Source organism: Nodularia spumigena CCY9414 (genome assembly GCF_000340565.2).
Lineage (GTDB): Bacteria > Cyanobacteriota > Cyanobacteriia > Cyanobacteriales > Nostocaceae > Nodularia > Nodularia spumigena.
The window spans coordinates 1,506,690-1,533,244 of sequence record NZ_CP007203.1 but is presented as its reverse complement, the minus strand read 5'-3'; the positions used below and the strand labels follow the sequence as shown (position 1 = coordinate 1,533,244).

The window sequence follows — 26,555 nt, the reverse complement described above, 5'->3', positions numbered from 1 at the left end:
TTTTTGATTCATCAAGAACCCGATTTTTTTGGCTCTTGTGATTTTTTATCTTTAAGTAGCTGTTTTACCCGTGCTTGCAGTTCTATATGTCTTTCCACTCCTTCATAAGCGTAGCGGTTATAATTACCACGAGAAATTAAATTTTCTAAATAACTAACTCGTTCACTACCGCCTGGGTGAGAAGATAACCACAAGGGAATAAAATTTTTCTGTTCTTTTTCTAATGTCACCATTAAATTACGCAAGCCATCAGCAGCATATCCGCCAGCCACAATCAAACGCGTACCCAGGTTATCTGCTTGACGTTCCATTTCACGACTGTAATTGAGTGCAAACAGTTGACTAATGTTACGACCCAGGGGTAAATATTGGGTGATATTAGCAATCAGGTTTCCTTGGGTAACTAATTGAAAGCCATGAGATAGGACGGTGTGAGATAATTCATGCGCCAGTAAACCAGCTAATTCTGCTTCTGAATTTGTTTTAGCGATCGCACCAGCATTAATAAAAATTTTACCTCCAGGAAGTGCAAAAGCATTGAGTTCTTCTTGGGGAATTACAAAAAATTCGTAGTTAAAATCATTCCTTCCCGCCACATTAACCAATTTTTGCCCAATTTCATTCACATAAGCCGTTACAGTTTCATCTGCAATTAAATTCCAATGTTTTTTTGCCTGTGTTGCTACAGATTCACCAATAGCTGCTTCACCTCTGAACAACATAATGGTAGAATCAATAGCAGAAAAAGGCCCTAGAATACTGCCAGTAACAGCATAACCTAATGCACCTGTAATCACATTTGCGATCGCATTACCTCTAATCTCTGACCTGACGTGAGATTTAAAACTATTGAGATTTTGGTCAGCTAAATTTGTAAATTCAGAAGCTTGGGGATTATTCGGGTTAAGAAGCGTAAATTGACGCGCCGCCAAAGACGCTTCCATCCATTTTTCAGCCTCAGCTAATGCGGTGACTTTAGCTTGAATTAATGATGATTCATGGGGATAAAGTGAAGATGCACGTTCTAATACATCTAATGCTTCTTTAGGGCGGTCATATTGTTTTAAAACTTCTGCAAAACGAAGATGACCAGGGATAAATTCTGGATACTGTTCAACCAATAATTGCAGAGGTACAATAATTCTTGTTTGCAGATTATTAGCAATTCCCGCCGCAGATTCCCGCCAATATACTTTACCTGCGGGAGAAAGTTGGTTAAAATCAAGTATTGCAGCTTTGCGTTCTGGCTCTGTAAATTTTGTGGTAAACGGTTCTTTTACCTCTCGATACAGTTTTTCGGCCTCAGAGATTTTTCCCGCCAGAAAAAGCTGATCTGCTGCTATGAGTTTTTGCTGACGAGCCAGTTCCTCTGGACTGAGTGCAGGTAACTCCGGCGGTTGCGGTTCAGTTTCTTCATCCTGGGCTTTTGGGGGTGTGCTGGTAGTCTCAACAATAATCGGCGCAGCAGGTTCTTGTGCGGGAACGGGTGCTAAAAGTTGCGTCAGGATAATTAACAGTGATGTGGTGAATGAAAGCAACACCCATCTTAAGGCTAACAACAGAGACTTTCTGGTTCTTTTCATATCGCTTAAATTCGCATGGAAATAGCTGCTCTTGGGTCATATCCGCTACCCTGACAAAACTCATCTACCCAAGAAGCCAGACTACAGGCCTGATTATGAGGTGATAGATTCACTTTACAGGAAACATCTTTGGGTTGTGGTGGCATTTTCCCATGATTACCATTATTTGGAACTGGGGGTTTAAGACACTCGCGTAAAAATAAAATCCCAGTTAAACAATTTCTCTGAAGCAGCAGAGTCCCAAACTTAATTGGTACATAATGAAACCTGGAATCCTTAAGTTTGCGGGAGGGTAGAGTTTTGGCTTTGTTAAGTACATCGATAGTAATTGCCAAAGGCGATCGCACTGGTTTATCTTCAAGTAGTAAACCAGACCGTGGTTTACGAGAATTTACCTTCTTAGTAGCCGGACGAGAAGCAACTTGACTAGCAACCGCAACCGATGAAACAAACTTTTCTCTGGGAATCCTCTCAGTATTTTCTCTAGATGCTGACACAGGTTCATGTAACCTTGGCAGTTCAGAAGTTAAGGTTTGAGATTCTAAAGTTTCCCCAGGAGAAAGCTGAGGAGTAACTGCAACTAAAGGTACAGCTTGACTTTCAGTATAGTTTTCTGCTAACAACCCGCTTTCCAACTGGGTTGTATATTTAGGAACCTCAGAATCAATTAAACATAACTCCTCATCAGGATTAAAATTGAGACCTAAAGCTGTAACAATCTCATCAGGATTATTATTCAGATTCAGGATAAAAGAAATAAGTTGATTAAACTGTGGCTCTAAAACCGACAAAGTAGCCAAAATAAACCCAGATGAAGGACGGCGCAGACCATCATAAGTAGCCCAAACCCTCATTTTAACCAACCAAGAACGATTTTCCTCGTAGTAACTCAGCCACTTAATTTTTACAGATTGACGTAACTGCTGAATATTCATAGATGCCTCCCTCCACTAACTTATATAGGACTTACGCAAAAACTCTCTTAAACCCTCTTCCCTCAGTGTACTCTGTGCCTCTGTGGTATGCGCTACGCGCACGCTACGCTAACGTTTATCCATAAATTTGCGTAAGTCCTATTATATTTTCAACTTACCTATTCCTCAGTATGAAACCGATAATAAAGCATTTTTTTCACACATTGACCACCCAACAAATGTTGTTCTACCACTAGAGGTACTTCATCAGGTCTAACGCCGCTATACCAAACCATATCCGGTAAAACCAACACCATTGGACCGTTACCACATTGTCCTAAGCAACCGCTAGCCGTTACCGTCACATCGGGGACTAAAAAAGTAGCAAAAGCGGCTAATACCTTAGCTGCACCTTGCTTTTTACAAGTACGATTTTGGCACACCCGCACACATCTAGCAGCAGAGTTGGGGTCTGCTTGAGGCGACTTGGATGATTGACTTATATTTGACATTTTTGTAATAAGTGGTAAATACCCTGAAAACTTACAACCGAGGAAATGGAATAATTCCCGCTCCCTTTCCTGACTCAGAACTAGGGAAATGAAAAAATTCCGGCTCCCTCTCCTTACTAAGGAGAGGGTTGGGGTGAGGTTCTATATTCTCAAAAAGTGAGATCCTCCCATACCCCATAACTAACAACTAATAACTAATCCTTTTGAGGCTAGCCATTCGCTGTTAAAAATGCGTGACTGATACCGGGAACCGCTATCACATAAAATGGTAGCAATAGTATGTCCTGGCCCCATTTGCTTGGCTAAAGCCACAGCCGCCCCAACATTAATACCTGTAGAACCGCCCATTAATATTCCATCCTTCCGCAGAAGTTGATAAACCACCCGTAAAGCTTCGGTATCATCTATCTGGATAGCATCATCAATGGGTGCGCCTTCCATATTGGCAGTAATGCGGCTATTACCGATACCCTCGGTGATAGAATTGCCCTCTATCTTGACTTCACCAGTTTTGATATAGCTGTATAGCCCGCTACCCATCGGGTCAGCAACCACACATTTTACAGCCGGATTTTTTTCTTTTAGATACAAAGACACACCAGCAAAAGTACCACCAGTACCAGTTGCAGCAGTCCAGCCATCAATTTTACCATCGGTCTGCGTCCAAATTTCCGGCCCTGTGGTTTCGTAGTGGGCGAGACGGTTGGCTAAATTATCAAACTGATTTGCCCAAATAGCATTATCTAACTCGGCGGCGATTCTGCCAGATAGTTTGACATAGTTATTGGGGTCTTTGTAGGGGACAGCCGGCACAGTCCGCACTTCTGCGCCCAGGGTGGTGAGTGCATCTATTTTTTCTTGAGATTGGGTATTGGGAATAATAATCAGGCATTTATAGCCTTTGGCGTTGCAAATATGTGCTAAACCAATACCTGTATTCCCAGCAGTTCCTTCAACGACGGTACCACCGGGTTTGAGTAGACCCTTTTTTTCGGCATCTTCAATAATGTAAAGTGCGGCGCGGTCTTTGACGGAACCCCCAGGATTAAGAAATTCTGCTTTACCAAGGATTTCGCAACCTGTTTCTTCACTAAAGCTGTTTAAGCGAATTAGCGGTGTGTTCCCAATGCTGCCGATAAATCCATTTTTGATATCCATTTTAACTTTCCTGAGTTCTGGTCTATAAAAATTTTGGCTTATTGCGGTGGTAATATTGAGAGATTCTTCAATCAAAATCCTAATACACCATATACATTCTCATATTAAAACTCCAATCTCTTCACCCACTCATTTTCTGCGACTCTGCGTGAGGTTTCCCCAAAATAATTTTGCCTCTTTCTGGAATCTAAGTGCCGCAAGTGGTATCTAACTTCTAGTTTCTCATCAGCCAGCAATACTACATCTAGAAGACGTTTCACTGTGGTTAATCCGAATAATTGTCAAATAATATACAATAGCTCTATTTTGCGAGTGCTGTTATCATTTCAATTATCATTAAAGGCTAAAATTGACCCTCTAATTCATGAAATCGTGGAAAAAGCTTAAAGAGAAAATATTAATTGATTAACTAAGCACATATTAAAACTATGTGAGTTTTGAGTAAAATATACCAAAGCTTTACAAATAAACACATAAATCAGTGTTATAATTCACCATTACAAATCAAGAATTATATTAACATCTTCATAAATATCTGCCATTGTCAACTTTAAACCAACAGAATCTAAACGCAATTTATCATCTTTACCCAAAACTTCCATTGACCAGTTACCGGAAATTTCTCGACGATAAACCTCTATTTTGATTTGGTTTTGGTAAACTAAGACATATTCTTGTAAGCTATCTAGCATTTGATAATTAATGCGTTTCTCTCGTTTATCTGTGGTTTCTGTGGAATCAGATAAAACCTCGATAATTAAGCTAGGACGAGTTTTAAAATACCTGTCTTTATCTTCAGGATCACAGGTAACTAAAATATCAGGATAGTAGAATATATCGGCGTTTTGTACCTTGACTTTAACTTTCATGTCTGACATAAAAGTACGACAGGAACTTCCGCGAAGATGGGAGCGTAATATGTTGTAAATATTACCTGATATTAGGTTGTGTTCTTCACTAGCACCCGCCATTGCAAAGACTTGTCCGCCTATATATTCATGACGAATATCGCTGGATTTCTCTGCTTCCAGGTATTCTGCAACTGTCAGAATATTTAAAGGAGATTGCATGGTTTTTATGTGGGATAAATTATTATTGATTTTCTGACTACCAAATTTTACTCATCTTCAAAATAAATCCTGGTAAAACGTTTTCACCGCTAACAGTTTCAGGATTTTCTAAACATTCTTCTGGTTGTCCAGGACGATAAATATAAACTCGGCAATGTTTACGGTCAATTAACCAACCTAATTGGATTTCTGGTTCCTGCATATATTCTACCATTTTGTCTTTTAATGGTTGCAGGTTATCAGAAGCTGACCTTAATTCAATGACAAAATCTGGACAGATAGGGGCAAATTTTTGTTTTTGTTCGGGTGTGAGTTTATTCCACCTGGTTGATTTTATCCAGGAAACATCAGGCGATCGCTCTGCACCTGTTGATAGTTTAAACCCTGTGCTAGAATCAAAACAAATGCCTGTATTGTCTTTTTCTGCCCAAACTCCTAGCTGTCCAGCAATATTAAAGTTACGGTTTCCTGTTTCTGAATCTGTAGGTGGTATAATTGAGATTTCTCCACATTTATTCCTCTCAATGCGTAAGTCGCGGTTTTCTTGACAGAATTCAAAAAATTGTTCGTCTGTCATTGCGATTGATGAGGGAAAATGCAATATCAAAGGGGATGAAAGCATGGTAAATCTCTCCTACTTTGCTTACCCAAACAACTTTATTATATCTATGGTACTTCTCAGAAATAAATTATCTAAATAAATGAACCGCACCAGACACAGAGAACACAGAGTTATGAGAGTTTGAGGGGTTTTTTGTGTTAGGTGGTTGAGTGTTTTTTTATTTGGAAGTCCTTATATAGCTGGGGAGTGGGGAGTAGGGTAAAAACCTTTCGGTGTCTAAGTTTTATGATCAGTTTATGTCCTAACTTCCTTGGCGGTTGCTATATATAAAAATGGTGGGTTACGCGATCGCTAACCCACCCTACGAATATAATAATATTGGTGTTAATTAAACTTACTTGTTAGGTTGAGGTGTCATCCGCAAATAAGGTTTGATTTCCTGGTAGCCTTTGGGGAATTTCTCTTTGAGAACTTCGGGGTCTTTCAATGATGGTACAATTACGCAGTCTTCTCCATCTTTCCAGTCAGCTGGTGTGGCTACGCTATAATTATCTGTTAATTGCAGAGAATCAATGACTCGCAATAGTTCATCAAAGTTGCGTCCGGTGCTGGGGGGATAGGTGAAGCTAAGACGCAGTTTTTTGTTGGGGTCAATAACGAATACCGAACGCACTGTGATGTTTGCAGCTGCGTTGGGGTGAATCATATCATAAAGGTCAGAAACCTTTTTATCTGCATCTGCGAGAATCGGATAATTAAGAGCGGTTCCTTGAGTTTCTTCGATGTCTCCCACCCAGCCATTATGGGAGTCAACATCATCAACGCTAAGTGCGATCGCTTTTACGTTACGCTTGTCAAATTCGGGCTTTAGTTTGGCAACTGTGCCTAATTCTGTGGTACAAACAGGTGTAAAGTCAGCAGGGTGAGAAAACAGCACTACCCAGCTGTCACCCGCCCATTCGTGAAAGTTAATATCGCCGTGTGTAGAGGCTTGTGTAAAGTTGGGTACTGTATCACCAAGACGGAGAGTCATGCAAGATTCCCTGTAATTTAGAAAGACTTATGTATTTTACATTGCCATCATCACATAAAACACAGTTTCCCCATTGGCTTTTAGCAGTTTGTAACAAAATTTCAATTTTGAGAATATAGAGAACAGCAAATTAATTAAAAGTTAAAAATCGTAGCATTTTCTCATAATTATCTGTGTTCATCTGTGTTGATCTGTGGTTAATTAATTCTTGGCATTTGTATAGATAAGATTAATTAATTTTATACTAATAAAGCACTGCTAGAAAAAATTGCTTATTTTGTCAGAATATCTTGGTAGGCTTGGATAATTTGACGGGCGATCGCACTCCAACTAAAATACTCTAAAGCATATTTTTGAGCATTTAACCCCCGTTGCTGACATTCTTGGGGATTTTGCAAAGCTTCTCCAATTAACTTTACAAAAGTTTCCACCTCTGTTGCACCTACCCACCCCGACTTGCTATCACGCACCTGTTGCCAAATATGCACCTGATCCGAAATAACCACTGGTATACCTGCTACCATAGCTTCAGCTACAGCAATGCCAAAATTTTCATAATAAGAAGGTAACACGAATAAATCAGCAGCTTGTAGTAAACTAGCTTTTAACTCACCACTGACAAAGCCTGTAATCGTAGTGTGCGATCGCAATGCTGAATTAGCAATTTGCTCTTTAATCTTTCGCTCATAATCTGGATCTTGAGAATTCGTCCCAGCTAAAACAAAGTGAAAATTGTGCTGAGACTCTAAAAGCTTTTCCAACGCTGGAATCAACAAATCTAACCCTTTCTTTTGGTCAATTCGCGACATAAACAGCACCAAAGGCGAATCTTGAGGTATTCCCCATTGACTACGGACTAAACTCCCCCCATTTTCCACCTTTTCCGGGGGAATTACACCCAAAGGAATCACCAAATCTTGCGTCACCACCCCAAAGCGTTCTGATATTTTCGCTTCTTGTTCACTGGTAAAATGAATTGCTGCTGCATCAGCTAAATTACGCCGTTCAATAAATGCAGCATAAAGCCGTTTTAACTGCTTTTTCTTCCGTAAATCAGCCGGATCAAGAGTTCCCAAAGGACGTAAAATATAAGGTAACTTTTGTTGATGACATACCCTAGCCGCAGCACTACTTACAGGAGAGAATAAAGCATGAATATGTGCCAAATCATATTCACAAGCATGAGCTTTTAGCCATTTTAATAAATCAAGAGAAAACTTATAACGTCGAAATGGGGCGCAACGAAAATAAATAATTTCATAACCATTTTGTTTCACTGGACAATTTAAAGTTACATCCAGAGGTTTTTGTCCACTATCACCATTACTATCAGTTGTAATAATCGTAACTTCTACATTTTCCTGCGCCAACCCAGAAGCCAGCCCAATCACCATTTGACTAGGCCCGCCATAAACAACAGAAATTGAAGGAATAACTTGTAAAACTTTCATAATTTTGCGTTCTTCTTTGCGCCTTTGCGCGAACCTTTAATTATTAACCAATTCTTGATAAAATTCAAACTGCTGCTGTGCTAAAGCTTTGTTAGTATATTTATTCATAGCTTTTTGATAACCCTTTTCACCGATATTCTTAGCAAAATCTGGTTTATCTATTAATTGAACTAAGCAATTAGCCAAAGCTGGAATATCGCCTTCAGGAAATACTAAACCAGCATCACCAATTACATGAGGAATTTCACCAGAATCAGAACCAATTACCGGAACTTTGCAAGCCATAGCCTCAATTATGACATGACCAAATTGTTCTTTCCAGCCCACAGCAGTTAAAGTTTTAAATTTATATGTAGTTTCTGAAGGTAGTACCAAAGTATTCATTAAATTGATATAATTAGCAACTTGATCATGGGGGACACTTTCCACAAAAATCACCCGTTCTCTCAGATGATTTTCTGTGGTAATTTTGATTAATTCGGCTTGTAACTCTCCTCGTCCCAGTAGTAATAATTTCCAAGGTTTATCTGTTATAGTTAATAAAGCTTGTAAAAGCGTTAATAAACCTTTTTCTGGGACAAAGCGCCCCACAAATCCCACCACGAAATCCTCAGATGTAATACCCAACTTACGGGCTAATTCTGGTTGTGCTTTGGGAGTAAATAAGCGTTCATCAACACCCAATTGGGGCAGAACTTTAATTTTACCTTGATATCCTCGTTGTTTGAGAACTTCCGCCCCATCTTGATTACCAGAAATGATCCCGTGACTATGGTTAAGATTATATTTCTCTAATAAATTAATCGGAAATTTTAGTTCATAGGGTAGATTCCACCAAGTAAAAAATATATTTTTCGCCTTGAGTCCTAATAGCTGATTGAGAAAAATCATTTGTGCATATGCTAGTCCTCTAGAACCTTGTTCTACTTGGATAATTTGGGGGCGAAATTCTCGGAATAAGGAAATTAAGTCAGTACCAAAGGTGAGAAGACCTTGATGATTTTGACTAAAGTTAGAAATTGGCACAATTCTAAAATTACCTTCATCGCGGTATTGAGTGGTAATAACTTTATTTTGAACTCCTCCAGGTTTCCAGGTTTTGGGGACGATAACTGTTACTTCAATTCCTGGTTTTAATTGAGCTAAAGCCCGTAATTTTTCACAGTTAAGGTCTACAATATAGGAATGACTAGCAACTAATATTCTCATAAAATTTGGGTATTTATTAATAGTCAAATATCAGATTTACATAGTTTTTGCTAATGACCAATGACCAATGACCAATGACCAATGACTAATGACCAATGACCAATGACCAATGACCAATGACTAATGACTAATGACCAATGACCAATGACCAATGACCAATGACTAATGACCAATGACCAATGACCAATGACCAATGACTAAACTTTTTGATCAAGGTGAGTATAAGTTTGACCATCATTCCAAATTGACTGAATGACAGTACCCAAAGCTTTGAGAAAACCTAAAGTGTAAAAAATACCGCGAGTGACAATTTTTATAGGGGAACCACTTTTATTACAAGGTGGGTGTCCGAGGACGTGACAGTCAAATAAAGCGGCGTATAGGCGTAAAGCTTGGATGGCGTTGAGGTTTTTTAGCGCCATTAAGAAATGATTGTGATAGAAGGTGAGTTGATATTTGAGCGATCGCATACTAATATCATGACAACCTCCAGTTTCCTCACCCAAATGTATCAAACAAGCCTCTGGATCATACCAGATTTTATACCCCGTCTGTCGGATTCGCAAACAAAAATCTGATTCTTCGCGCACCGCACTACCGCCAAACCTCTCATCAAAGTGCAATTTGTACTTAGTAAAAATTTCGCGGCGAAAAGACATATTACAACCCCTCGCTGTGAGAACTTGCTGGGGTTTGATGGTGTGGACTAAATCAATGTGATACCAAGCGATTCCAGGGTCCATTGCTTCGGGAGGTAAATATTCAATTTGCAACTCCCCACCAGAATCACTTAATTTACCTCTGTCAAATACCCGCCCAGCCACAGCCCCGATATCTGGATTCTGTACATAGTTTTTGGCATGGGCTGCTAAAAATTCCGGGGTAATTTTCACATCATCATCAATAAATAAGATTATTTCACCTTTTGCTCGCCGCACACCATAATTCCGCGCCCCTGGTAAACTCGCCCAATCTAAGCGAAACCATTGAATTTTGGCTGCTGCGGAGATTTTTTCCAGGTAAGCTTGCACTCCTGGTTGGTGTGTGGGAGATTGGTCTACTACTAAAACCTCAAAGTTGGGATAGTCCTGATTTAAAACATCTATGATACTATCTTGCAGCGTTTCTTCTCTCCCATAGGTGGGGATAATCACAGAAATAAAAGGCCAATTATTCATATTTTTATTTCGCTGGTCATGGGAGTAGAAGCAATTAAGAATTTAGCGGGAAAAATTTCTTCTTTTTTGTGGCTATAGGTTCGCCATTTTGCCTTTGTTGTTTATCCAGTAATGGCATTTTGAACAGTACCCCGGCAAAAAACCAATAGTATACAGCCACTGGATCAACATCTAAAGGATAATAGTAAGTGTTATAGCTAATAAACAGAATAAATATCCATAAAGCAGCTGCATAAGTGCGGAGATTAGGGTCTTTGATGGAACGATATGCTTTGAAACCAGTAATTGTCAGGGTCGTGACTAAAGCTAAAAATGCCAATACTCCCAGAATACCTACTTCATATAGTACTTTAGGGTAATATGCTTCCACTAACTTTGTTCTACCCAATGCCCGCGCTGAGTTAGTGGCTCTACCTAAACCACTGCCAATAGGGCTAACGACGTTTCTCCAATTTTCCTCAAACTGCTGGGCGATAAACTGTTCCGGTGGTGCAGATTCGACGCGATCCACAAAACTATTTGCCCGTTCTTGGATAATTGTCGGGTTAGTTGCCAGAGCAATTCCCAGAATTAGGGCTAGTCCTAATCCCATAGGGATAAAGCGTTTGAGGTTACGAATTTGACCAGTAGCTACTAGCAAGATGACAAAGGAAATCGGTACTATAGCGAAGGCAACTCTCTGTCCTGAGATGACGGCATTAATCAAAACTGTTGCCAAAGAACCTAAACCTACTAGCCGCCAAATCAATTTCGGATCTGTGAAACCTGTAGCAAAGGCAAAAAAGGTGCTAGAAATTAAAAACCATGCCCATTGCCAAGGGGCGACAAAGGTTCCTGGTAAGCGAATTAGTCCTTGGCTAGGGCTATAGAGTAGAGAACCGCCAAAATAACACCGGGCTTCGATTGCGGCTTTAAATAAATCGACTCCTGTGGCATTTCTAGTACCTTCACATATTCCAGTGGTGAGTAATAGGTATTGAATAATTCCCAGGCTACAGCAGGTAAGTATGATCACAACCTGTAGGCGCGATAAAAAGAAGAAGTCTTTTTGATTGCGAATTAAGTAGTAAGCACAACCAATTAAGGGTATGTAACCCAAAAATACTTTGATTCCGAGAATACCCATAGCTATGGGGATTTCATTGGCTTCTGTTTCCAGGAGTCCCACCGGGTCTGGATTTAGCTGTTGTCCACCATTGATAAATATCAGCGTTAGTAGGCAACAAACCAATAAAATAATTAGGGGAGTCTTAATAGCTTTGGGAACTATGAAGGGTAATCCTTGTTGGCGGCACGTTTGCCAAAATGCAATCAAGGCGGGAATATAGAAGGAATCTTTTGCCAGTTGTAAAATGGGATTGTTGCCGATGTAATAGGTGATAGTACCCGCAAAAGGCATATAAATTAGGAAAGCAAATAAGGCTGGACGGGGATATTTGTAGGAAAAGGACATAACGAGGATTCCTAAAACCCCAGGAATTACTGCCTTGATTCCAGCTACTAAAAAAAATAGAATGCCAAATAGGAGACTGGCAAAGCCAGTTATTGTCAGCAGGGTGGTAAATTCTTTACGTGCTTGAGCTGTTTGACGCTTCTGGGCTAACCGTTCTTTGAGGCTAGAAGCAGAAGATGCCTTGGTATCCTGTTTTTTTGACTTTTTTGATGGACCTTTGCTTTTGAGCATATAGGACTCCTATGTGATTTTTGTGGGGGTAGCCTGTGCTATGGGCTGACAAGACTCCATACACGGTTTCCTGTGAAGCTAATCGGCATTTAAGTTGCATAACAGGGTGGTACAGATGCCCACCCCACAAGAGTTTAATGTAATTTAAATATGCAAACTAAATGTTTTTCAAATTAAGAGTTTTCTGAGGATAGCAGTAATTTAACCGATTGAACCTCGGATGACTAGAAGTCACGCAATTATTCTCAGGACTTAGGCATAAGTCAGGGAAAATTGGAGAGGGTGGATTTGATTTGGGCAGTTTCAGGGAAGTTAGGCCATTTCAAATCCCAAATACTTTATTCTGCTAAGTGTTGCTGGACTTGAAATACTAATTCATTTGTCCAGTGGTGAGCCAGTTCAGCATTAGCGGCTTCTACCATGACTCTGATTACTGGTTCTGTACCAGAAGCCCTGACTAATATTCTGCCTGCATCACCCATTGCAGCTTCGGCTTGGGCGATCGCTTGTTGTACTGGTATAGAATCTTGCCAATTCATGCGGCGATCGCGATCTATAACTCGCACATTTCGCAATAATTGGGGGTAAGTCTCAAAGCTTTGATCTACCATTTCGCTCAGGGGTACACCAGCCTCTTTGACTAAAGATGCTATGTGTAAAGCTGTTAACAAGCCATCACCAGTAATGGCGTAATGACGGCAAAGAATATGACCAGATTGTTCACCGCCTAACATTCCCCCAGTTCGGATCATTTCTGCTTGTACGTATTGATCCCCCACCGCAGTCCGAATTAATTTCCCGCCCTGTTGTTCCCAAGCCCTCTCAAAGCCTAAGTTGGCCATGACGGTGGAAACAATCAGGTTATCTGGTAGTTGCTGGCGTTGTTGTAGGTGTCTTCCCCACAGGTAAAGAATGTAATCGCCATCTACTTGTCTACCAGTATGATCTACAGCTAAGACGCGATCAGCATCGCCATCAAAAGCAAAACCCAAGTCGGCGTTATGTTCCTTGACTGTGGCTTGGAGAATTCCTAGATGAGTGGAACCGCAATTTACGTTAATGCGATCGCCATCAGCTTCATTATGTAAGCAAATTACCTCTGCACCCATTTGAGTAAATACTTTTGGTGCTAACCCGACTGCTGCACCCCAGGCTAAATCCAAGACAACTTTCAGCCCTTGAAGATTCACCGTCTCCTGTAAGGATGCTTTCAAGGTTTCGCCATACTGACTCACTAATTCCCAGCGTGAATAATGTCGTCCACAATTACCAACTTTACCTGTAACTGTATGCCCCCGTAGTCCCGCCTCAATTTCTCTCTGCAATGCTGGAGATAATTTCGCACCATTACCATTAAAAATCTTAATGCCGTTATCTTCTGGCGGGTTATGACTGGCAGAAATCATCACGCCACCAATGGCTTCGCTGATGCTGGTTAAATAAGCAACTGTGGGAGTGGGACATAACCCCAAATACCAAACCTCTACCCCAGCTGCTGTTAACCCGGCACTTAAAGCCATTGCTAGCATATCGCTAGAGTTGCGGGAATCTTGCCCCAAGATAACTGGCCCGGTTTGACAACTATGATTTTGTAAAACCATACCTGTCCAAAAACCTACTTGTAATGCTAAGGGCGCATTCAGTAATTCTCCCACTTCTCCCCGAATGCCGTCTGTGCCAAATAAGGCAGTCGGCGGTAGTGATAAGAGGTTAAGCGCAAAATTACCATTCAAAGCTTTTCCTGAATTCTGAGTTTCTGACTTAGAACTACCTGGAATGTTGCCTTGGCTTCTATTTATAGATGTCACCATAAGTTTAAACTGCTCACACCATGACATGAGAAAATATTACTTTACACGTTAATTCAGCAATTTCAACTGAGATAAGTGTTTATCTGTAATATATACTTGTTTTAATTTAATAGATCAGGTAAATACCGAATATTTCAGTAAAATTACTGAATTTATTCTTCGCTGACTGTCAATATTTTATGTAAGCTCAGTTTTTTAGTATTTTGATGCTTCTCAATTTAATTCTTCCGGGCGATAGTTATTCGCGGCTATTTGGCAATTTCATCATAGGCTGAAACACTGTGAATATGAGAATTTTCAGCGATATTTAAGGTAAAAATCGAATTTACCTTAGAACAACAAAAAATTAATCAAATCTTCGTTATGAAGTTTCTCAATTACATAGGGTCTTGACGTTTTCATCAAAGTACAAGTTCAAGCTACTTAAAAAATTTTAATATAAATTCTCATCAAATAGTTTTAATGTAACGTTTTGATGGCCTTTTTTAGCCATTCATAAATTGAAACTTCGGCAGTTAACCTTTTAAGTTGAGAAATTTAGTATGAGCAGCAATTTAGCCAGCAAATTACGTCTAGGTACTAAAAAAGCCCATACAATGGCAGAAAATGTGGGTTTTGTCAAGTGTTTTTTAAAAGGAGTAGTTGAGAAAAATTCTTACCGCAAATTAGTAGCTAACTTTTACTTCATCTACTCGGCGATGGAAGAGGAGATGGAAAAGCACCGTCAGCACCCGATTATCGGCAAAATTAACTTTGTCCAACTCAACCGCAAGCACACCTTAGAGCAAGATTTGAGTTACTATTTTGGTGCTAACTGGCGGGAAGAAGTGAAACTTTCGCCAGCAGGTGCTGCTTATGTACAACGCATCCGCGAAATTTCGCAAACAGCACCAGAATTATTAATCGCCCATTCCTATACTCGTTATTTGGGTGATTTATCTGGGGGTCAAATCCTCAAAAACATTGCTGTGACAGCGATGAACTTGTCTGAGGGTCAAGGTACTGCTTTTTATGAATTTGCAGATATTACCGACGAGAAGGCATTTAAAGCTAAATACCGTCAAACTTTGGATGAATTACCTCTTGATGATACTACAGGCGATCGCATTGTCGATGAAGCTAACGACGCTTTTGGCATGAACATGAAGATGTTCCAAGAATTGGAAGGTAATTTGATTAAATCCATCGGTGTCATGCTGTTTAACAGTCTCACACGCCGCCGCCATCGTGGCAATACTGAATTGGCTACTGCTGAGTAAATTTTCTTGCGTTAGGTTTTGTAAAATATAGTACAGCATGGCGTAAATATGGATACCCTTTCAAAAGGTTCAAAAGCCCAACGTAAAAGCTTTTTGACTTTTGACTTTTGACTTTTGACGAACGCCTTGCGGTACTAGGGGCAGCTTCTTTGGGGTCATCTTATCAGAGATAGGGCGATCGCAAACAAGTTGCCCCAAATGTTATGACTGGGGGACAATGGGAACAGATGCAATTATTGCCTCAGTAGGGGCGGGTTCACAGATATGATTAATCATTAACAAAGATATTGGTAAACCCGCCCCTACAGTTTCTTGTAGGTTTTTTAGCATCTTTCTTATATCTCTAACTAAACAATGGCTACAAAAATTCCTGTTACAGTGATTACAGGCTTTTTAGGCAGTGGTAAAACCAGCTTAATTCGCCACCTACTACAAAACAACCAAGGTCGCCGCATTGCAGTTTTAGTCAACGAGTTTGGCGAACTGGGTATTGATGGCGAATTATTGAAATCCTGTCAGATTTGCCCCGAAGATGGGGATGATGGGAGTAATATTTTTGAATTAACTAACGGCTGCTTATGCTGTACCGTGCAGGAAGAATTTTATCCCACGATGCAAGAACTGATCAAGCGGCGAGACAGTATTGACTGTATTTTGATTGAAACTTCGGGTTTAGCTTTACCCAAACCTTTAATTAAGGCCTTTCGCTGGCAAGAAATTCGCGCTGCGGCTACAGTGGATGCTGTGATTACCGTGGTAGATTGTGCAGCAGTAGCATCAGGCACATTTGCTAGTAGTCCAGAGGCGATCGCAGCCCAACGCCAAGCAGATGATAGTCTAGAACATGAAACACCCTTGCAAGAATTGTTTGAAGATCAACTCGCTTGTGCGGACTTGGTGGTATTGAATAAAACTGATTTGGTGGATATTGAAACAAAGCATCGAGTCGAAGAATTGATTAAGCAAGAGTTGCCCAGAGTGGTGAAGATTGTGGCAAGCGATCGCGGTACACTTGATGCATCTATCTTATTAGGATTCCAAGCCGCAGTTGAAGACAATTTAGATAGTCGTCCCAGCCACCACGACAGCGAAGAAGACCACGAACACGACGAAGAAATCACCTCAACTCATTTAGTTTTAAACCGCACCTTTGACCCCGAAAAGCTGCAACAACAACTGCAAAAACTCGCCAACCAACAAGAAATATATCGCATCAAAGGCTTTGTCGCAGTAGCTAACAAACCCATGCGCCTAGTAATGCAAGGTGTCGGGACTCGATTTGATAAATTTTATGACCGTCCTTGGAAACCACAAGAAGCTCAACAAACCAGCTTAGTTTTCATTGGTCGTGATTTGAAACCTTCAGAAATAGAATCACAATTGGTAACTTTATAATCTCCCCAAATTTATGAATATCTCTCAACTATTTGACATTGCCAATATTTTCGTTTTACCCTTTTGGGTGTTGATGATTTTCTTGCCTAAGTGGAAATTTACACGGCGGGTAATGGAATCATATCTACCTTTTGTAGTGCTGGCTGGTGCATATTTGTATTTATTTGTCAACAGCATTACACCAGAAAACGCGGCGGCTTTATCTAATCCCCAATTAGCTGATATTGCGAGATTTTTCGGCGATGAAACAGCAGCAGCAACCGGATGGATTCATTTTTTAGTAATGGATTTATTTGTCGGTCGTTGGATATATTTAGAAGGGCAGAAAACAGGTATTTGGACAATTCACTCGATTGCTTTGTGTTTGTTTGCTGGCCCTTTGGGTTTACTTTCCCATATCTTAACTTACTGGATTAGTAAGGCATTTTTTCCCAACTCACAGACAAGTGAAGCGGTAGTAGAGGAGGTTGTTTCTAGTAGCAGTTAGATGAAGAAAAATCAACCACAGATAAACACAGATAAACACAGATAAATATAACTATTGTGGGGTGGGCTTCTAGCACAGCATGGCGTAAATATGGATACCCTTTCTAAAGGTTCAAAAGCCCAATGTAAAAGCTTTTTGACTTTTGACTTTTGACTTTTGACTTCCGCCTTGCGGTACTAGCCCGCCCATTTATCTGGGTTTATCGCTGTTGAGAAGATGATGAAAGTTGCGGATGTCGATAATTCGCATCTAACCAACAGCGTGGTAGACTTTCACCGGAGGGGAATACGAGATTTTGTTTTTTATAGGTATCCGGTTCTTGTTCTTCTTCACCTAATTGGTCTTGGCCGTGGATAATATTAGTATTTGGGTCAATTAATTCCTGAAAATCAACAATTTTGACGATATCGCCGGAATCTTTGAGTTGTAAAAACATATAAATTACCTCACTAAATTTGCACAAAAAATAAACGCGAATTTATAGAAAAATTCGTTGATAAGTTAATTACTCATTTTTAGTTAACTAGATTCCTCAACTAATTTCTTAAACCGCATATATGCTTGTTCTGGTGTCAGAGGTTCAGATTCTTCTTCGTTGGGGATATAGTATTGTCTGCTATCAGGAAAATGGCGCACCAGAAAACTAGGTATTAAACCCAAGCTTAAAGCCTTTTTACCAAGTTCTTCTGCTGTTTCGGCTAAAGTGTATTCGTCATGAAACTGATATGATTCACTCATATCTATTCCCTCCTGGTCGAGGTTGCTTAAAAAGCAAATTATGAACACTTCAGAACACAGAAATTAAATCTCGCGTTGATATTTCTCTAAAATATCTACCAAGTTTACTTGACATTGCAGTGGTAGTAGATCATTTAAAGGCAATTCTTTTCTCCCACCACCAATTTTGACTGGGATAGATTCCAATATGGCGATAACTCGGTCTTCGTTTACAGTCTGAGAACTAATTAAGGGATACATCTGTTCAGCAACGACAGTATGTAGTTTGGCATCAGATAAATAAAGATGCCATTTGGCAATGTCTATATAAACAGCTTCGCCAATTTCAGCAGCTAGGGCTTCGAGTAATTCTGCGGTTTGAGTTGTCGCCATAAAAATCACCTTATATCAACAAAGAGCTTTAACTATCAGCGTCTTCTACTATTATCGCGTAATTATCCAGCTGAATCTACCACCACAGGTTACAATCACCCTAGCCTCAACAGTCCCTCTTCAGGTAGATTTGGGTGGAATTTCGCTATAGTTAGCGATCGCAGTAATATAAATCAGATGCACCAACAATACTAATATCCAACCTGCTGTTAACCAGGGTAGCCACTCCCAGGTAGCTGCTGTTAAATTGTGGAAAAACCATAAACTAGAATTAACAGCTGTAGTCAGTGCCACATGAACAGCAAAATTAATCCGGTCATCTAACTTGCGGAATGCTGGGTCATTGCGGTCGGGTTTGCGAGGCCAACGAGGAGGCATAAAAATTTCTTACAGACTTGAACACAGTAGAAACACAGCTGTTGGCTATGTATTTCTCATTCTACGGTTTTTGCGGTTCTCTGGCGACAAAACTAGGAAAATCAGATTAGGTACAAGTTTATCTGTTTTCATGGGTGTTTCTCGGTTAGTAGTAATTAACGCCGATGAAACAAGATGAAACAAGATGATTATCCTGGTGAGGAATAGTCTCCCGATTTTCCGCCAGTTTTACTTACTAGTTGAATTGATTCAATTTGAATAGATTTTTCTAAAGCTTTTGCCATATCGTATAAAGTCAAAGCCGCCACAGATACAGCAGTTAAAGCTTCCATTTCCACCCCCGTTTCGGCTTTAGTCTTGACTGTGGATTGAATTTGATAACCGGGTAGTTGGGGAACTGGTGTAATCTCAACTGTAATTTTTTGTAGTGGTAAAGGATGACACAGGGGAATCAATGTAGCTGTCTGTTTAGCTGCCATAATTCCGGCTAACCTAGCCGTGGCTAATACATCCCCTTTGGGAGCATTGCCGGCTTGAATGGCTGCAAAGGTTTCTGGCAACATTCGCACCTTCGCCACAGCTACTGCTTCCCTGATAGTGGGCATTTTGGCAGACACATCTACCATCTGTGCTTGGCTGTGATCATCAAGGTGTGTTAATTCTGCCGAATTAGCTAAAAAATTGTCTTGCATTATTTTAATTGTAGTGTTATGATGGAATTCTAGTGAGGGTGTGTAGCTCAGTGGACTAGAGCACGTGGCTACGGACCACGGTGTCGGGGGTTCGAATCCCTCCTCGCCCGTTTCAAAAAGAAAAGGCAAAGTAGAGAGAATTCTATTTTGCCTTTTTTTAATTTTTAGCTGCCATTATTGAAGGCATAAGTATCTTCAGCACGCCCCAAAGCAAAGCGCAGGGAGTTGTTGAGGTTATGGCTGGACTGGGTGAGAAATATCAGAATTGCGAGAAAAGTTAAACCAGCACCGTAACCAAACATATTACGGTAGCCTACTTGTACGGCAATAGTACCGAGAATTGGCCCGGCGATCGCAATCCCAATATCGAATCCTACCAAAGATACGCCAAATATTCGCCCTCGTTCATGAGGCTGGGCGCGGTCTGTCATCATTGCGGCCATCATGGGAATGGCGGTTCCCGAAGCAGCACCTTCGACAAATGCGGAGATTAAGAACACCGGGGCGCTGTTGGCTTGCCAAATACCGATCATCGCTAAGGTAAAAGCAATTAAACTGAGGGTGATAAATAATCCTCTGCCATATTTATCAGAAGCCCGACCGATGAACAACCTGACATTAAAACTCGCGATCGCTGCTACTGTGTAAAACAGTCCTGGATTCAAATCTACATTAGTGGATTTGATAAATAACGGCACAAAAGTATGCACAGTCCCGATCACTACACCAATTAATAGCATGACAATTGCCGGAATTCGCACACGGGGACTCAATAAAAGTCCCCAAAATTGGTTATCAGTGGGGTTGGTGTGGGGCGAATCATCAACAGGAGGATTGACAATAGGGATAATACATAACATTCCGGCTAAACCTAAAGCCGCAGATAAGATAAATAAAGGAGTGTAACCAGCTGCTGCTTGTAAATATCCCCCCAAAGCAGGGCCAATCGCCACACCAATGGGATTTACCAAACTCATGTAGCCAATAACTTCACCGCGATTTTTTGCAGGGGCTAAATCTCCCACCAAGGCGATGTAAGCAGTACCAAAAGCCGCAATACTGATGCCGTGAAAGGCACGTAACACCATTAATGGCATAATTGAGGTAGCGAAGATATAACCTAGAGGTGCGATCGCAGCTGCTGACATTCCAATCAGCAAGACAATCTTACGACCCCGGCGATCTGCTAAATTACTACACCAAGGGCGGAATATTAGCATACCGATGGCAAAACTACCCATCACAATGCCAATCTGTTGACTAGTTGCGCCGATATCTTCGATATACAGGGGTAAAGTGGGCAATAATGAAGCAATGCTAGACCAGAATAATAAACCTGCTGTAAATAACACCAGCAGGTTACGTCTTAGTTCAGCGTCCAATGTGTGAAAAACTTTCAAAATAGTTTTCAGTTTATTTCCAGGGTGTTTCTCACATTGTTACGTTACTTAATATTTTTGGCTACTATTTCCCTCACTCGATAGATGGGGCGACCTTGAGATTCATGGTAAGTACGCATCAATAATTCAGCTAACAGACCAAAGCAAAACAACTGTACCCCAGTCACTAGCAGCAGAACCGCCAAAATCAGCAAAGGGCGATTCCCAATTGATGCACCCAAAGCCAATTTGATAAAAGTTAAGTACATCCCAATTAGGGTTCCTGTCACCATCGAACCTAAACCCAATAGCCCAAAAACGTGCATCGGGCGGGTAAGGAACTTCTTCATAAAGTAAATAGTTAACAAATCCATCATGACGCGGAACGTCCGCCAAATGCCATATTTACTTTGACCAAAACGCCGCGCATGGTGACGCACCTGGATTTCGGTAATTCGCGCTCCTTCAATGTAAGCCAAAGCAGGTAAAAATCGGTGCAGTTCCCCGTAAAGATTCATATCTGCTAATACTTCTGACCGATAAGCTTTGAGGGAACAACCGTAATCATGTAGCTTCACTTCTGTCACCTTCCCAATCAGCCAATTGGCAATTTTAGAAGGAATTAACCGGGAAACTACAGCATCTTGGCGTTGATGTCGCCAACCACTCACCAAATCATAGCCTTCTGCCAATTTAGCTAATAATAAGGGAATATCAGCCGGATCATTTTGCAGATCAGCATCTAACGTGACAATCACTTTACCTATAGCATAATTAAATCCCGCCGCCATTGCTGCACTTTGTCCGTAATTGCGACGCAGCAGCACCGCTTTTAAATCAGTGCGGATTTGCGCTTGTTCCTTGAGAAATTCAGCCGAACCATCTGTAGAACCATCATCTACACAAATGATTTCATAACTAAAATTAGTTTCGCTGAGATTAGATGCGATCGCCTCCAGCAAAAGTGGTAGACTTTCCACCTCATCCCGCACCGGTACCACCACCGAAACATCCGGGACAATCATCGAAATCGCCCCATTTTCCTGATTTAACCCCTTGGAAATTAACCCGCCCCTCATATTCCTCAGCGTCCTCAATGTCTCTGTGGTTTGTAACTCTTTATAACCCTACCAGCACCTCGCAGCTGCTGATAATATGACTGACTTACCCCCTCTCCCTGTTCCGAGAGAATATCAATTCCAATCCCATTGCGTCCCTGATCTTTTCCCGAACTATGAATGTAATAACCATCACCCAAATATAGCCCGACGTGAGTTGCTTTTTGGGGTGTGCCAAAAAACACTAAATCCCCTGGTAATAACTCAGCTATAGTAATGACTTGTGTAAAAGCTTCCTGTTGATAAGCATCTCTAGGTAACCAAACACCCACCGAAACAAAAGCCGCTTGCATTAATCCCGAACAGTCGTAATTGGGCGCGACAGTACCACCCCACAGATAATAATTTGACTGTTGCATCGCTTTTCGGGTAAAAGCAATAACATTGGGTAGTAGTTTTGTAATTTGTGACTCAGAAAATGATTTAGCCTGATAAAGTACAGTAGCAGGTTGTAATATAGCCAAATCGGTAAAAGATACCCAACCTGGATAGTCATCCTCACACAAACACACCTCAACTGCTGACACCTGATGATTTGATGTAATTCGCAAATGTCGCCCAGCAGCTGCTTGAGTGGTTAGGCGCGTACATTCAGGAGAGTCATATAAATTCAGATCAGCTATACAGTGGTATTCTGCCGATGTCGAATTGAGGATTTGGGATTCTGGATTAGAGAGCATTCTGCAATGATTTTCTTTAGAAAAGACGAACAACTCGAAAATCTTGGTAATGGTATTTTAGAGGCTACTTGGGCAGAATTTCCCACTTTAGCCCGTAACCAAGTCGCTTTAACTTGGATTGTGTATGATCCCCCAGTACCTGTAAATACTGGTGGTGCTTTGACTCCTGACGCTTTTTGGAACCATCCAGTCCGTGGTTTTACTTATCGCGGTGTGGAACGGATTTACCCGGCGAGTGTAGTCAAACTGTTTTATTTGGTCGCTGTTAACGAATGGCTGGAAAAAGGTATGACTTCACCTTCTCAGGAGTTGTCAAGAGCCTTAAAAGATATGATTGTTGATTCTAGCAATGATGCGACCAGTTTAATTGTAGATATCCTCAGTGGTACGACTTCGGGGCCAGAGTTACCTGTTGGACCTTTTGAAACTTGGAAATATCAACGTAATATTGTTAACCGCTATTTCCAATCTTTGGGTTGGGAGGAAATGGAGACAATTAATGTTTGTCAAAAAACTTGGGGTGATGGTCCCTATGGTAGGGAACGGGCATTTTATGGGGAAATGTTGGATAATCGTAATATGGTGACTACTAATGCGATCGCCAAGTTACTTCATAGTATTGTGGGTGGGGTGGCAGTGTCTAGCGGGCGATCGCAAGCCATGATGAATTTGCTCAAACGTAGTCTCAACCCCGATGATTTACCTACTGATGTTGAAGAAGACCAGGTAACAGGTTTTTTAGGTGGTGGACTCAGCCAAGATGCTCAAAGTTGGTCAAAAGCAGGTTGGACAAGTCAAGTTCGCCATGACGCAGCATATATTGAGTTACCAGAGCAGCGTCCCTATATTTTAGTCGTATTTACTGAAGGTAAAGCCAACGCTAAAAGCCGGGATATTTTACCTTTTATTTCTCAGCTATTTGCTAAAACCATAAGTAATCTTTGAAACCTCACCCCAACCCTCTCCTTACTAAGGAGAGGGAGTAAGAATCTTGTTTATCTGCTCGTCATTGGCTATTCCCTGTTCAGGAAATTTTATCATTCACCTTTAGATAGATTTAAGCAGAATTAATTAAACAGTATATTTAGATGTGCAAGACATCATGGTTCACGAAGTCTCCAGCTAAATCAATGTTTTTCATGGCAAAATACCAAATCCTGATTTAGTGTTAGTTAATTTGTTTTTAGGTTCCCTATGACATCCCCTGAGCCGCAAACTGATTTAGGAAACAATCTTTCACCAAACTCATACCAGTCACCCCTGAAACAACGGCGGCGGCTGCGATTATTGTTAGCTTTTATACTAATTATTGGGGGTGGAACGGCTATAGTTTGGCGTGTGTTTACTCCTACACATCAAGCACCACTTAGTAATATTAAAACTCCAGGGGTAAGAGTCAAGGTATCACCAGTACAACTTGGTACAGTGGAGGAAAGTTCAGACTTTGTTGCTAGCTTAGAATCTCAGCGTTCAGTACAAATACAGTCAAAAATTCCCGGACAAGTTACCCAAATATTTCTCAAATCGGGAGAGCCAGTTACAGCAGGAACAGCAATTATTCAAGTAGACTCAGGACAAGCAACAATCGATGAAATGAATGCTGCGCGACAAGCTGCTGTCTCACAACGGGAAAATGCTCGTGCTAAACTTCAATCTCTAGAAGCAGCACGCCTCTCTCACATTGCTGATTTGCAATTGCAGCAACAAGACTATGAACGGTATGCTGAATTAGCCGCTCAAGGCGCAGTATCTCGACGTGCGAGGGATCAGTCTGCGAGCCGATTGGCTACAGCTAAGGCTCATTTGAGTGCTATTAATTCCCAAATTCAAACAGAGCAAGCCAGTATCTCTCAGGGTGAGAAAGCTTTGCAACAAGCCGAGATAAATATTAAAAACCGACAACTCCAGCCTCAGAGTTATAAAATTAAAGCCCCTTTTAGTGGCACAGTTGGCGATATTTCAGTGCAAGTAGGTGATTTAGTAAATACTTCCACGCCACTGGTTACTGTTTCTCAAAATCAACCTTTAGAAGTCAATATTTCGGTTCCATCGGCACAAAGCACCCAATTACGTAAGGGAATGCCTGTAGAGGTTTTGAATCCTCAAGGAGAAGTTTTAAGTAGTAGTAAAATAGCTAAAATTTCTCCTGATAATAATAATGAGGAGAAATCAATTCAGGTTAAAGCACTTTTGAATAATTCTGATAAACAGTTACAACCAGAGCAATTAGTGCGGGCTAGAGTGATTTGGAATCAACGTTCTGGAGTGTTAATTCCTACTAAAGCAGTGTCTCGTCAAGGTGGGGAAACTTTTGTCTATGTGATCAAAACTAAAGAGTCTTCACAAGGAGACTCTCAATTAATAGCTCGGCAAAGGCGGGTAAAGTTAGGCAATATTAGAGATGATAATTACCAAGTTTTGTCAGGATTAGAACCTGAAGATAAAATTGTTATTTCAGGACTGTTGAATCTCAAAGATGGTGTGCAAATAGTCCCTGAGTCATAGAATAAGAAACCTCACCCCAACCCTCTCCTTAGTAAGGAGAGGGAGCAGGATATGAAGTTGTAAGGACGGTTAAGTTTTGGAGCGTGGCGTAAAAACTTAACCTCAAGGGTTTTCAGCCTGTTTTATTATAAGAAACCTCACCCCAACCCTCTCCTTAGTAAGGAGAGGGAGCAGGAGTTAATAGTGGGAACAAAAATTTTGTTTAGAAAATATCGGCGGGGTCGGCTGAGTTTAATTTTCGCATAGCGATCGCACCGGAAATTAAACACATGATAATTGTTAGAATTAGAACTAAAATTATCCGGTCAGGGGTCATAAATAATGGTAACTTAGTGACATTGCGGGTAAAAGCATACATGACGAAGGAAACAAAGCCACCAGGAATAAAACCGCAGATAGCTAATATTAATGCTTCTTGGAACACAACCAATAATAAATAGCTATTACGATAACCCATAGCCTTAAGTGTAGCATATTCAGGCAAGTGATCCATCACATCACTGTAAATAATTTGATAAACAACAATTACACCCACTAAAAAGCCGATAGCGACACCCAAAGAAAAGATAAAACCAATTGCGCCATTTTCTTGCCAATATTTCTTTTCAAAATCAATAAATTCTTGACTGGTGAAAACTTGCACATCATCATTCAAATAAGATTGTAAGGCTTTGGCGACTAAATTCGCATCACTACCTAGTTTGAGATTAATTAAACCTAGATTAACTTGACCTGGTTGTTGTCCTGAAAAAATCCGCAAATAATTTTGGTCGCTAGTAATTACACTACCATTAGCCACAAAAGAAGCGCCAACTTCGTACAAACCGCCAATTTTTACTTTACGTCCTTGCAATTCTGTGGTAATAGATTTACCTTCATAAATTTGAGCGATCGCTTGTGCATATTTTCCGTTAGAATTGCGGTCAAACAACAGCGTATTGGGATATTTAATCTGTTCTAATTTTTGATTAACTGCTGGTAAATTAAACGCAGGTTTTTCAGGATTAAAGCCGATGACCAAAATTGATTCATCCAACTTCGTTTGAGGACTTTTCCAAACACCTAAGCGGACATACAAAGGATTAACAGACTCAACTTCCGATAAATTAGCAGCTTGAAACAAGCGACGACGGGGAAAACTGCTAAGAAGCCCCAAATTTTGGGCTTGACGACTCACCAAAACCACATCAGCTTGTAAAAGCTCATGAAACCTGGTATTACTATCATATAAAGCCGACTGAAAACCGAACTGCATTAACATCAAAAAATCAGCAAAAGTAATACCACAAAGAGCAACAATAAACCGCCCTTTTTGCTTCATTAATTGCCGCCAAGCCAAAGGAATTTTACGCTTAAACATCAGGATAATTAATAATAACTAATGACC

The 26,555-nt window shown here is 40.7% G+C and carries 29 protein-coding genes and 1 tRNA gene; 6 read left to right on the top strand and 24 right to left on the bottom strand.

Translation table 11 applies throughout. From position 1 onward, the window contains the following. Positions 1–11 precede the first annotated feature (11 nt). From NSP_RS06700 to glmM, 13 genes are all read right to left on the bottom strand, one after another. Positions 12–1,583: a M48 family metallopeptidase gene (locus tag NSP_RS06700; RefSeq protein WP_006194811.1), complete on the bottom strand. Its 1,572-nt coding sequence runs from the start codon at positions 1,581–1,583 to the stop codon at positions 12–14. 5 nt (positions 1,584–1,588) lie between these two features. Continuing rightward, positions 1,589–2,518, bottom strand: a complete 930-nt coding sequence (locus NSP_RS06695; protein WP_006194812.1) for a DUF5331 domain-containing protein — start codon at positions 2,516–2,518, stop codon at positions 1,589–1,591. 158 nt (positions 2,519–2,676) lie between these two features. Next, the gene (locus NSP_RS06690) at positions 2,677–3,009 is read right to left on the bottom strand and encodes a (2Fe-2S) ferredoxin domain-containing protein (RefSeq protein ID WP_006194813.1); all 333 of its coding nucleotides are present in this window, start codon (positions 3,007–3,009) and stop codon (positions 2,677–2,679) included. A 180-nt stretch (positions 3,010–3,189) separates the two neighbouring features. Beyond that, a complete protein-coding gene (locus NSP_RS06685; RefSeq protein ID WP_042201707.1) occupies positions 3,190–4,167 on the bottom strand; it encodes a cysteine synthase A in 978 nt (325 codons plus the stop codon). Positions 4,168–4,664: 497 nt separating this feature from the next. Beyond that, positions 4,665–5,237, bottom strand: a complete 573-nt coding sequence (locus NSP_RS06680; RefSeq protein ID WP_006194815.1) for a Uma2 family endonuclease — start codon at positions 5,235–5,237, stop codon at positions 4,665–4,667. Between the two features lie 37 nt (positions 5,238–5,274). Beyond that, positions 5,275–5,859 (bottom strand): Uma2 family endonuclease, encoded by a 585-nt coding sequence (locus NSP_RS06675; protein ID WP_017803917.1) that lies wholly within the window; start codon positions 5,857–5,859, stop codon positions 5,275–5,277. 334 nt (positions 5,860–6,193) lie between these two features. After that, entirely contained in the window at positions 6,194–6,832 is a 639-nt protein-coding gene (locus NSP_RS06670; RefSeq protein WP_006194817.1) for a peroxiredoxin, read from the bottom strand. A gap of 272 nt (positions 6,833–7,104) precedes the next feature. Beyond that, a complete protein-coding gene (gene hpsP, locus NSP_RS06665; RefSeq protein WP_006194818.1) occupies positions 7,105–8,283 on the bottom strand; it encodes a hormogonium polysaccharide biosynthesis glycosyltransferase HpsP in 1,179 nt (392 codons plus the stop codon). 36 nt (positions 8,284–8,319) lie between these two features. Then, positions 8,320–9,492, bottom strand: a complete 1,173-nt coding sequence (hpsO, locus tag NSP_RS06660) for a hormogonium polysaccharide biosynthesis glycosyltransferase HpsO (protein ID WP_006194819.1) — start codon at positions 9,490–9,492, stop codon at positions 8,320–8,322. Between the two features lie 50 nt (positions 9,493–9,542). Then, complete coding sequence (locus NSP_RS26230; RefSeq protein WP_173403266.1) at positions 9,543–9,686, bottom strand: hypothetical protein; 144 nt, start codon at positions 9,684–9,686, stop codon at positions 9,543–9,545. 3 nt (positions 9,687–9,689) lie between these two features. Then, on the bottom strand, positions 9,690–10,670 hold the full coding sequence (gene hpsN / locus NSP_RS06655; RefSeq protein WP_006194820.1) for a hormogonium polysaccharide biosynthesis glycosyltransferase HpsN: 981 nt from the start codon (positions 10,668–10,670) through the stop codon (positions 9,690–9,692). Positions 10,671–10,704: 34 nt separating this feature from the next. Next, a complete protein-coding gene (hpsL, locus tag NSP_RS06650; protein ID WP_006194821.1) occupies positions 10,705–12,354 on the bottom strand; it encodes a hormogonium polysaccharide biosynthesis protein HpsL in 1,650 nt (549 codons plus the stop codon). 338 nt (positions 12,355–12,692) lie between these two features. Then, positions 12,693–14,165 (bottom strand): phosphoglucosamine mutase, encoded by a 1,473-nt coding sequence (gene glmM / locus NSP_RS06645; protein ID WP_006194822.1) that lies wholly within the window; start codon positions 14,163–14,165, stop codon positions 12,693–12,695. A gap of 542 nt (positions 14,166–14,707) precedes the next feature. Here glmM and NSP_RS06640 point away from each other — a divergent pair. Continuing rightward, positions 14,708–15,424, top strand: coding sequence for a biliverdin-producing heme oxygenase (locus NSP_RS06640; protein WP_017803916.1), 717 nt, complete (start codon positions 14,708–14,710; stop codon positions 15,422–15,424). 201 nt (positions 15,425–15,625) lie between these two features. On the opposite strand, the gene NSP_RS27175 is transcribed toward NSP_RS06640, so the two are convergent. Then, complete coding sequence (locus tag NSP_RS27175) at positions 15,626–15,754, bottom strand: hypothetical protein (RefSeq protein WP_017803915.1); 129 nt, start codon at positions 15,752–15,754, stop codon at positions 15,626–15,628. Positions 15,755–15,778: 24 nt separating this feature from the next. On the opposite strand from NSP_RS27175, the gene cobW reads away from it, so the two are divergent. Then, positions 15,779–16,819, top strand: a complete 1,041-nt coding sequence (cobW, locus tag NSP_RS06635; protein WP_017803914.1) for a cobalamin biosynthesis protein CobW — start codon at positions 15,779–15,781, stop codon at positions 16,817–16,819. Between the two features lie 13 nt (positions 16,820–16,832). Continuing rightward, a complete protein-coding gene (locus NSP_RS06630) occupies positions 16,833–17,306 on the top strand; it encodes an ABA4-like family protein (protein WP_006199139.1) in 474 nt (157 codons plus the stop codon). A 199-nt stretch (positions 17,307–17,505) separates the two neighbouring features. Here the strand turns inward: NSP_RS06630 and NSP_RS06625 are convergent, their stop codons facing one another. From NSP_RS06625 to moaC, 6 genes are all read right to left on the bottom strand, one after another. Beyond that, entirely contained in the window at positions 17,506–17,742 is a 237-nt protein-coding gene (locus NSP_RS06625) for a hypothetical protein (protein WP_006199140.1), read from the bottom strand. 83 nt (positions 17,743–17,825) lie between these two features. After that, the gene (locus tag NSP_RS06620) at positions 17,826–18,044 is read right to left on the bottom strand and encodes a hypothetical protein (protein ID WP_006199141.1); all 219 of its coding nucleotides are present in this window, start codon (positions 18,042–18,044) and stop codon (positions 17,826–17,828) included. Positions 18,045–18,107: 63 nt separating this feature from the next. Continuing rightward, complete coding sequence (locus NSP_RS06615) at positions 18,108–18,416, bottom strand: DUF3181 family protein (protein ID WP_006199142.1); 309 nt, start codon at positions 18,414–18,416, stop codon at positions 18,108–18,110. A 120-nt stretch (positions 18,417–18,536) separates the two neighbouring features. After that, entirely contained in the window at positions 18,537–18,794 is a 258-nt protein-coding gene (locus NSP_RS06610; protein ID WP_006199143.1) for a 2TM domain-containing protein, read from the bottom strand. Positions 18,795–18,839: 45 nt separating this feature from the next. Then, entirely contained in the window at positions 18,840–18,977 is a 138-nt protein-coding gene (locus NSP_RS26730; RefSeq protein ID WP_198138112.1) for a hypothetical protein, read from the bottom strand. Positions 18,978–18,982: 5 nt separating this feature from the next. Continuing rightward, complete coding sequence (moaC, locus tag NSP_RS06605; protein WP_006199144.1) at positions 18,983–19,486, bottom strand: cyclic pyranopterin monophosphate synthase MoaC; 504 nt, start codon at positions 19,484–19,486, stop codon at positions 18,983–18,985. Positions 19,487–19,522: 36 nt separating this feature from the next. Between moaC and NSP_RS06600 the strand changes: the two genes are divergently transcribed. After that, positions 19,523–19,596: transfer RNA gene (locus NSP_RS06600), tRNA-Arg, on the top strand. Between the two features lie 54 nt (positions 19,597–19,650). On the opposite strand, the gene NSP_RS06595 is transcribed toward NSP_RS06600, so the two are convergent. The 3 genes from NSP_RS06595 to NSP_RS06585 are packed head-to-tail and all read right to left on the bottom strand — an operon-like array spanning position 19,651 to position 22,663. After that, a complete protein-coding gene (locus NSP_RS06595; protein WP_006199145.1) occupies positions 19,651–20,886 on the bottom strand; it encodes an MFS transporter in 1,236 nt (411 codons plus the stop codon). 44 nt (positions 20,887–20,930) lie between these two features. Further along, on the bottom strand, positions 20,931–21,944 hold the full coding sequence (locus NSP_RS06590) for a glycosyltransferase family 2 protein (protein WP_006199146.1): 1,014 nt from the start codon (positions 21,942–21,944) through the stop codon (positions 20,931–20,933). A 14-nt stretch (positions 21,945–21,958) separates the two neighbouring features. After that, complete coding sequence (locus tag NSP_RS06585; protein ID WP_006199147.1) at positions 21,959–22,663, bottom strand: C40 family peptidase; 705 nt, start codon at positions 22,661–22,663, stop codon at positions 21,959–21,961. A 6-nt stretch (positions 22,664–22,669) separates the two neighbouring features. Here NSP_RS06585 and NSP_RS06580 point away from each other — a divergent pair, with 6 nt between their 5' ends. Further along, complete coding sequence (locus NSP_RS06580) at positions 22,670–23,608, top strand: serine hydrolase (RefSeq protein ID WP_017803913.1); 939 nt, start codon at positions 22,670–22,672, stop codon at positions 23,606–23,608. A gap of 249 nt (positions 23,609–23,857) precedes the next feature. Beyond that, the gene (locus tag NSP_RS06575) at positions 23,858–25,168 is read left to right on the top strand and encodes an efflux RND transporter periplasmic adaptor subunit (protein WP_006198579.1); all 1,311 of its coding nucleotides are present in this window, start codon (positions 23,858–23,860) and stop codon (positions 25,166–25,168) included. 202 nt (positions 25,169–25,370) lie between these two features. Here the strand turns inward: NSP_RS06575 and devC are convergent, their stop codons facing one another. Next, complete coding sequence (gene devC, locus NSP_RS06570) at positions 25,371–26,528, bottom strand: ABC transporter permease DevC (protein WP_006198580.1); 1,158 nt, start codon at positions 26,526–26,528, stop codon at positions 25,371–25,373. Positions 26,529–26,555 lie beyond the last annotated feature (27 nt).

Coding starts and splice junctions, on each gene's coding strand:
- NSP_RS06580 (WP_017803913.1), top strand. CDS start 22,670: ATGATTTTCTTTAGAAAAGACGAACAACTCGAAAATCTTGGTAATGGT.
- NSP_RS06625 (WP_006199140.1), bottom strand. CDS start 17,742: ATGTTTTTACAACTCAAAGATTCCGGCGATATCGTCAAAATTGTTGAT.
- NSP_RS06685 (WP_042201707.1), bottom strand. CDS start 4,167: ATGGATATCAAAAATGGATTTATCGGCAGCATTGGGAACACACCGCTA.
- NSP_RS06700 (WP_006194811.1), bottom strand. CDS start 1,583: ATGAAAAGAACCAGAAAGTCTCTGTTGTTAGCCTTAAGATGGGTGTTG.
- hpsP (WP_006194818.1), bottom strand. CDS start 8,283: ATGAAAGTTTTACAAGTTATTCCTTCAATTTCTGTTGTTTATGGCGGG.
- NSP_RS06615 (WP_006199142.1), bottom strand. CDS start 18,416: ATGGCGACAACTCAAACCGCAGAATTACTCGAAGCCCTAGCTGCTGAA.
- NSP_RS06695 (WP_006194812.1), bottom strand. CDS start 2,518: ATGAATATTCAGCAGTTACGTCAATCTGTAAAAATTAAGTGGCTGAGT.
- NSP_RS06575 (WP_006198579.1), top strand. CDS start 23,858: ATGACATCCCCTGAGCCGCAAACTGATTTAGGAAACAATCTTTCACCA.
- devC (WP_006198580.1), bottom strand. CDS start 26,528: ATGTTTAAGCGTAAAATTCCTTTGGCTTGGCGGCAATTAATGAAGCAA.
- NSP_RS06630 (WP_006199139.1), top strand. CDS start 16,833: ATGAATATCTCTCAACTATTTGACATTGCCAATATTTTCGTTTTACCC.
- hpsN (WP_006194820.1), bottom strand. CDS start 10,670: ATGAATAATTGGCCTTTTATTTCTGTGATTATCCCCACCTATGGGAGA.
- glmM (WP_006194822.1), bottom strand. CDS start 14,165: ATGGTGACATCTATAAATAGAAGCCAAGGCAACATTCCAGGTAGTTCT.
- moaC (WP_006199144.1), bottom strand. CDS start 19,486: ATGCAAGACAATTTTTTAGCTAATTCGGCAGAATTAACACACCTTGAT.
- hpsO (WP_006194819.1), bottom strand. CDS start 9,492: ATGAGAATATTAGTTGCTAGTCATTCCTATATTGTAGACCTTAACTGT.
- NSP_RS27175 (WP_017803915.1), bottom strand. CDS start 15,754: ATGCTAAAAAACCTACAAGAAACTGTAGGGGCGGGTTTACCAATATCT.
- NSP_RS06675 (WP_017803917.1), bottom strand. CDS start 5,859: ATGCTTTCATCCCCTTTGATATTGCATTTTCCCTCATCAATCGCAATG.
- NSP_RS06680 (WP_006194815.1), bottom strand. CDS start 5,237: ATGCAATCTCCTTTAAATATTCTGACAGTTGCAGAATACCTGGAAGCA.
- NSP_RS06670 (WP_006194817.1), bottom strand. CDS start 6,832: ATGACTCTCCGTCTTGGTGATACAGTACCCAACTTTACACAAGCCTCT.
- cobW (WP_017803914.1), top strand. CDS start 15,779: ATGGCTACAAAAATTCCTGTTACAGTGATTACAGGCTTTTTAGGCAGT.
- NSP_RS06590 (WP_006199146.1), bottom strand. CDS start 21,944: ATGAGGGGCGGGTTAATTTCCAAGGGGTTAAATCAGGAAAATGGGGCG.
- NSP_RS06620 (WP_006199141.1), bottom strand. CDS start 18,044: ATGAGTGAATCATATCAGTTTCATGACGAATACACTTTAGCCGAAACA.
- NSP_RS06585 (WP_006199147.1), bottom strand. CDS start 22,663: ATGCTCTCTAATCCAGAATCCCAAATCCTCAATTCGACATCGGCAGAA.
- NSP_RS06610 (WP_006199143.1), bottom strand. CDS start 18,794: ATGCCTCCTCGTTGGCCTCGCAAACCCGACCGCAATGACCCAGCATTC.
- NSP_RS06690 (WP_006194813.1), bottom strand. CDS start 3,009: ATGTCAAATATAAGTCAATCATCCAAGTCGCCTCAAGCAGACCCCAAC.
- hpsL (WP_006194821.1), bottom strand. CDS start 12,354: ATGCTCAAAAGCAAAGGTCCATCAAAAAAGTCAAAAAAACAGGATACC.
- NSP_RS06640 (WP_017803916.1), top strand. CDS start 14,708: ATGAGCAGCAATTTAGCCAGCAAATTACGTCTAGGTACTAAAAAAGCC.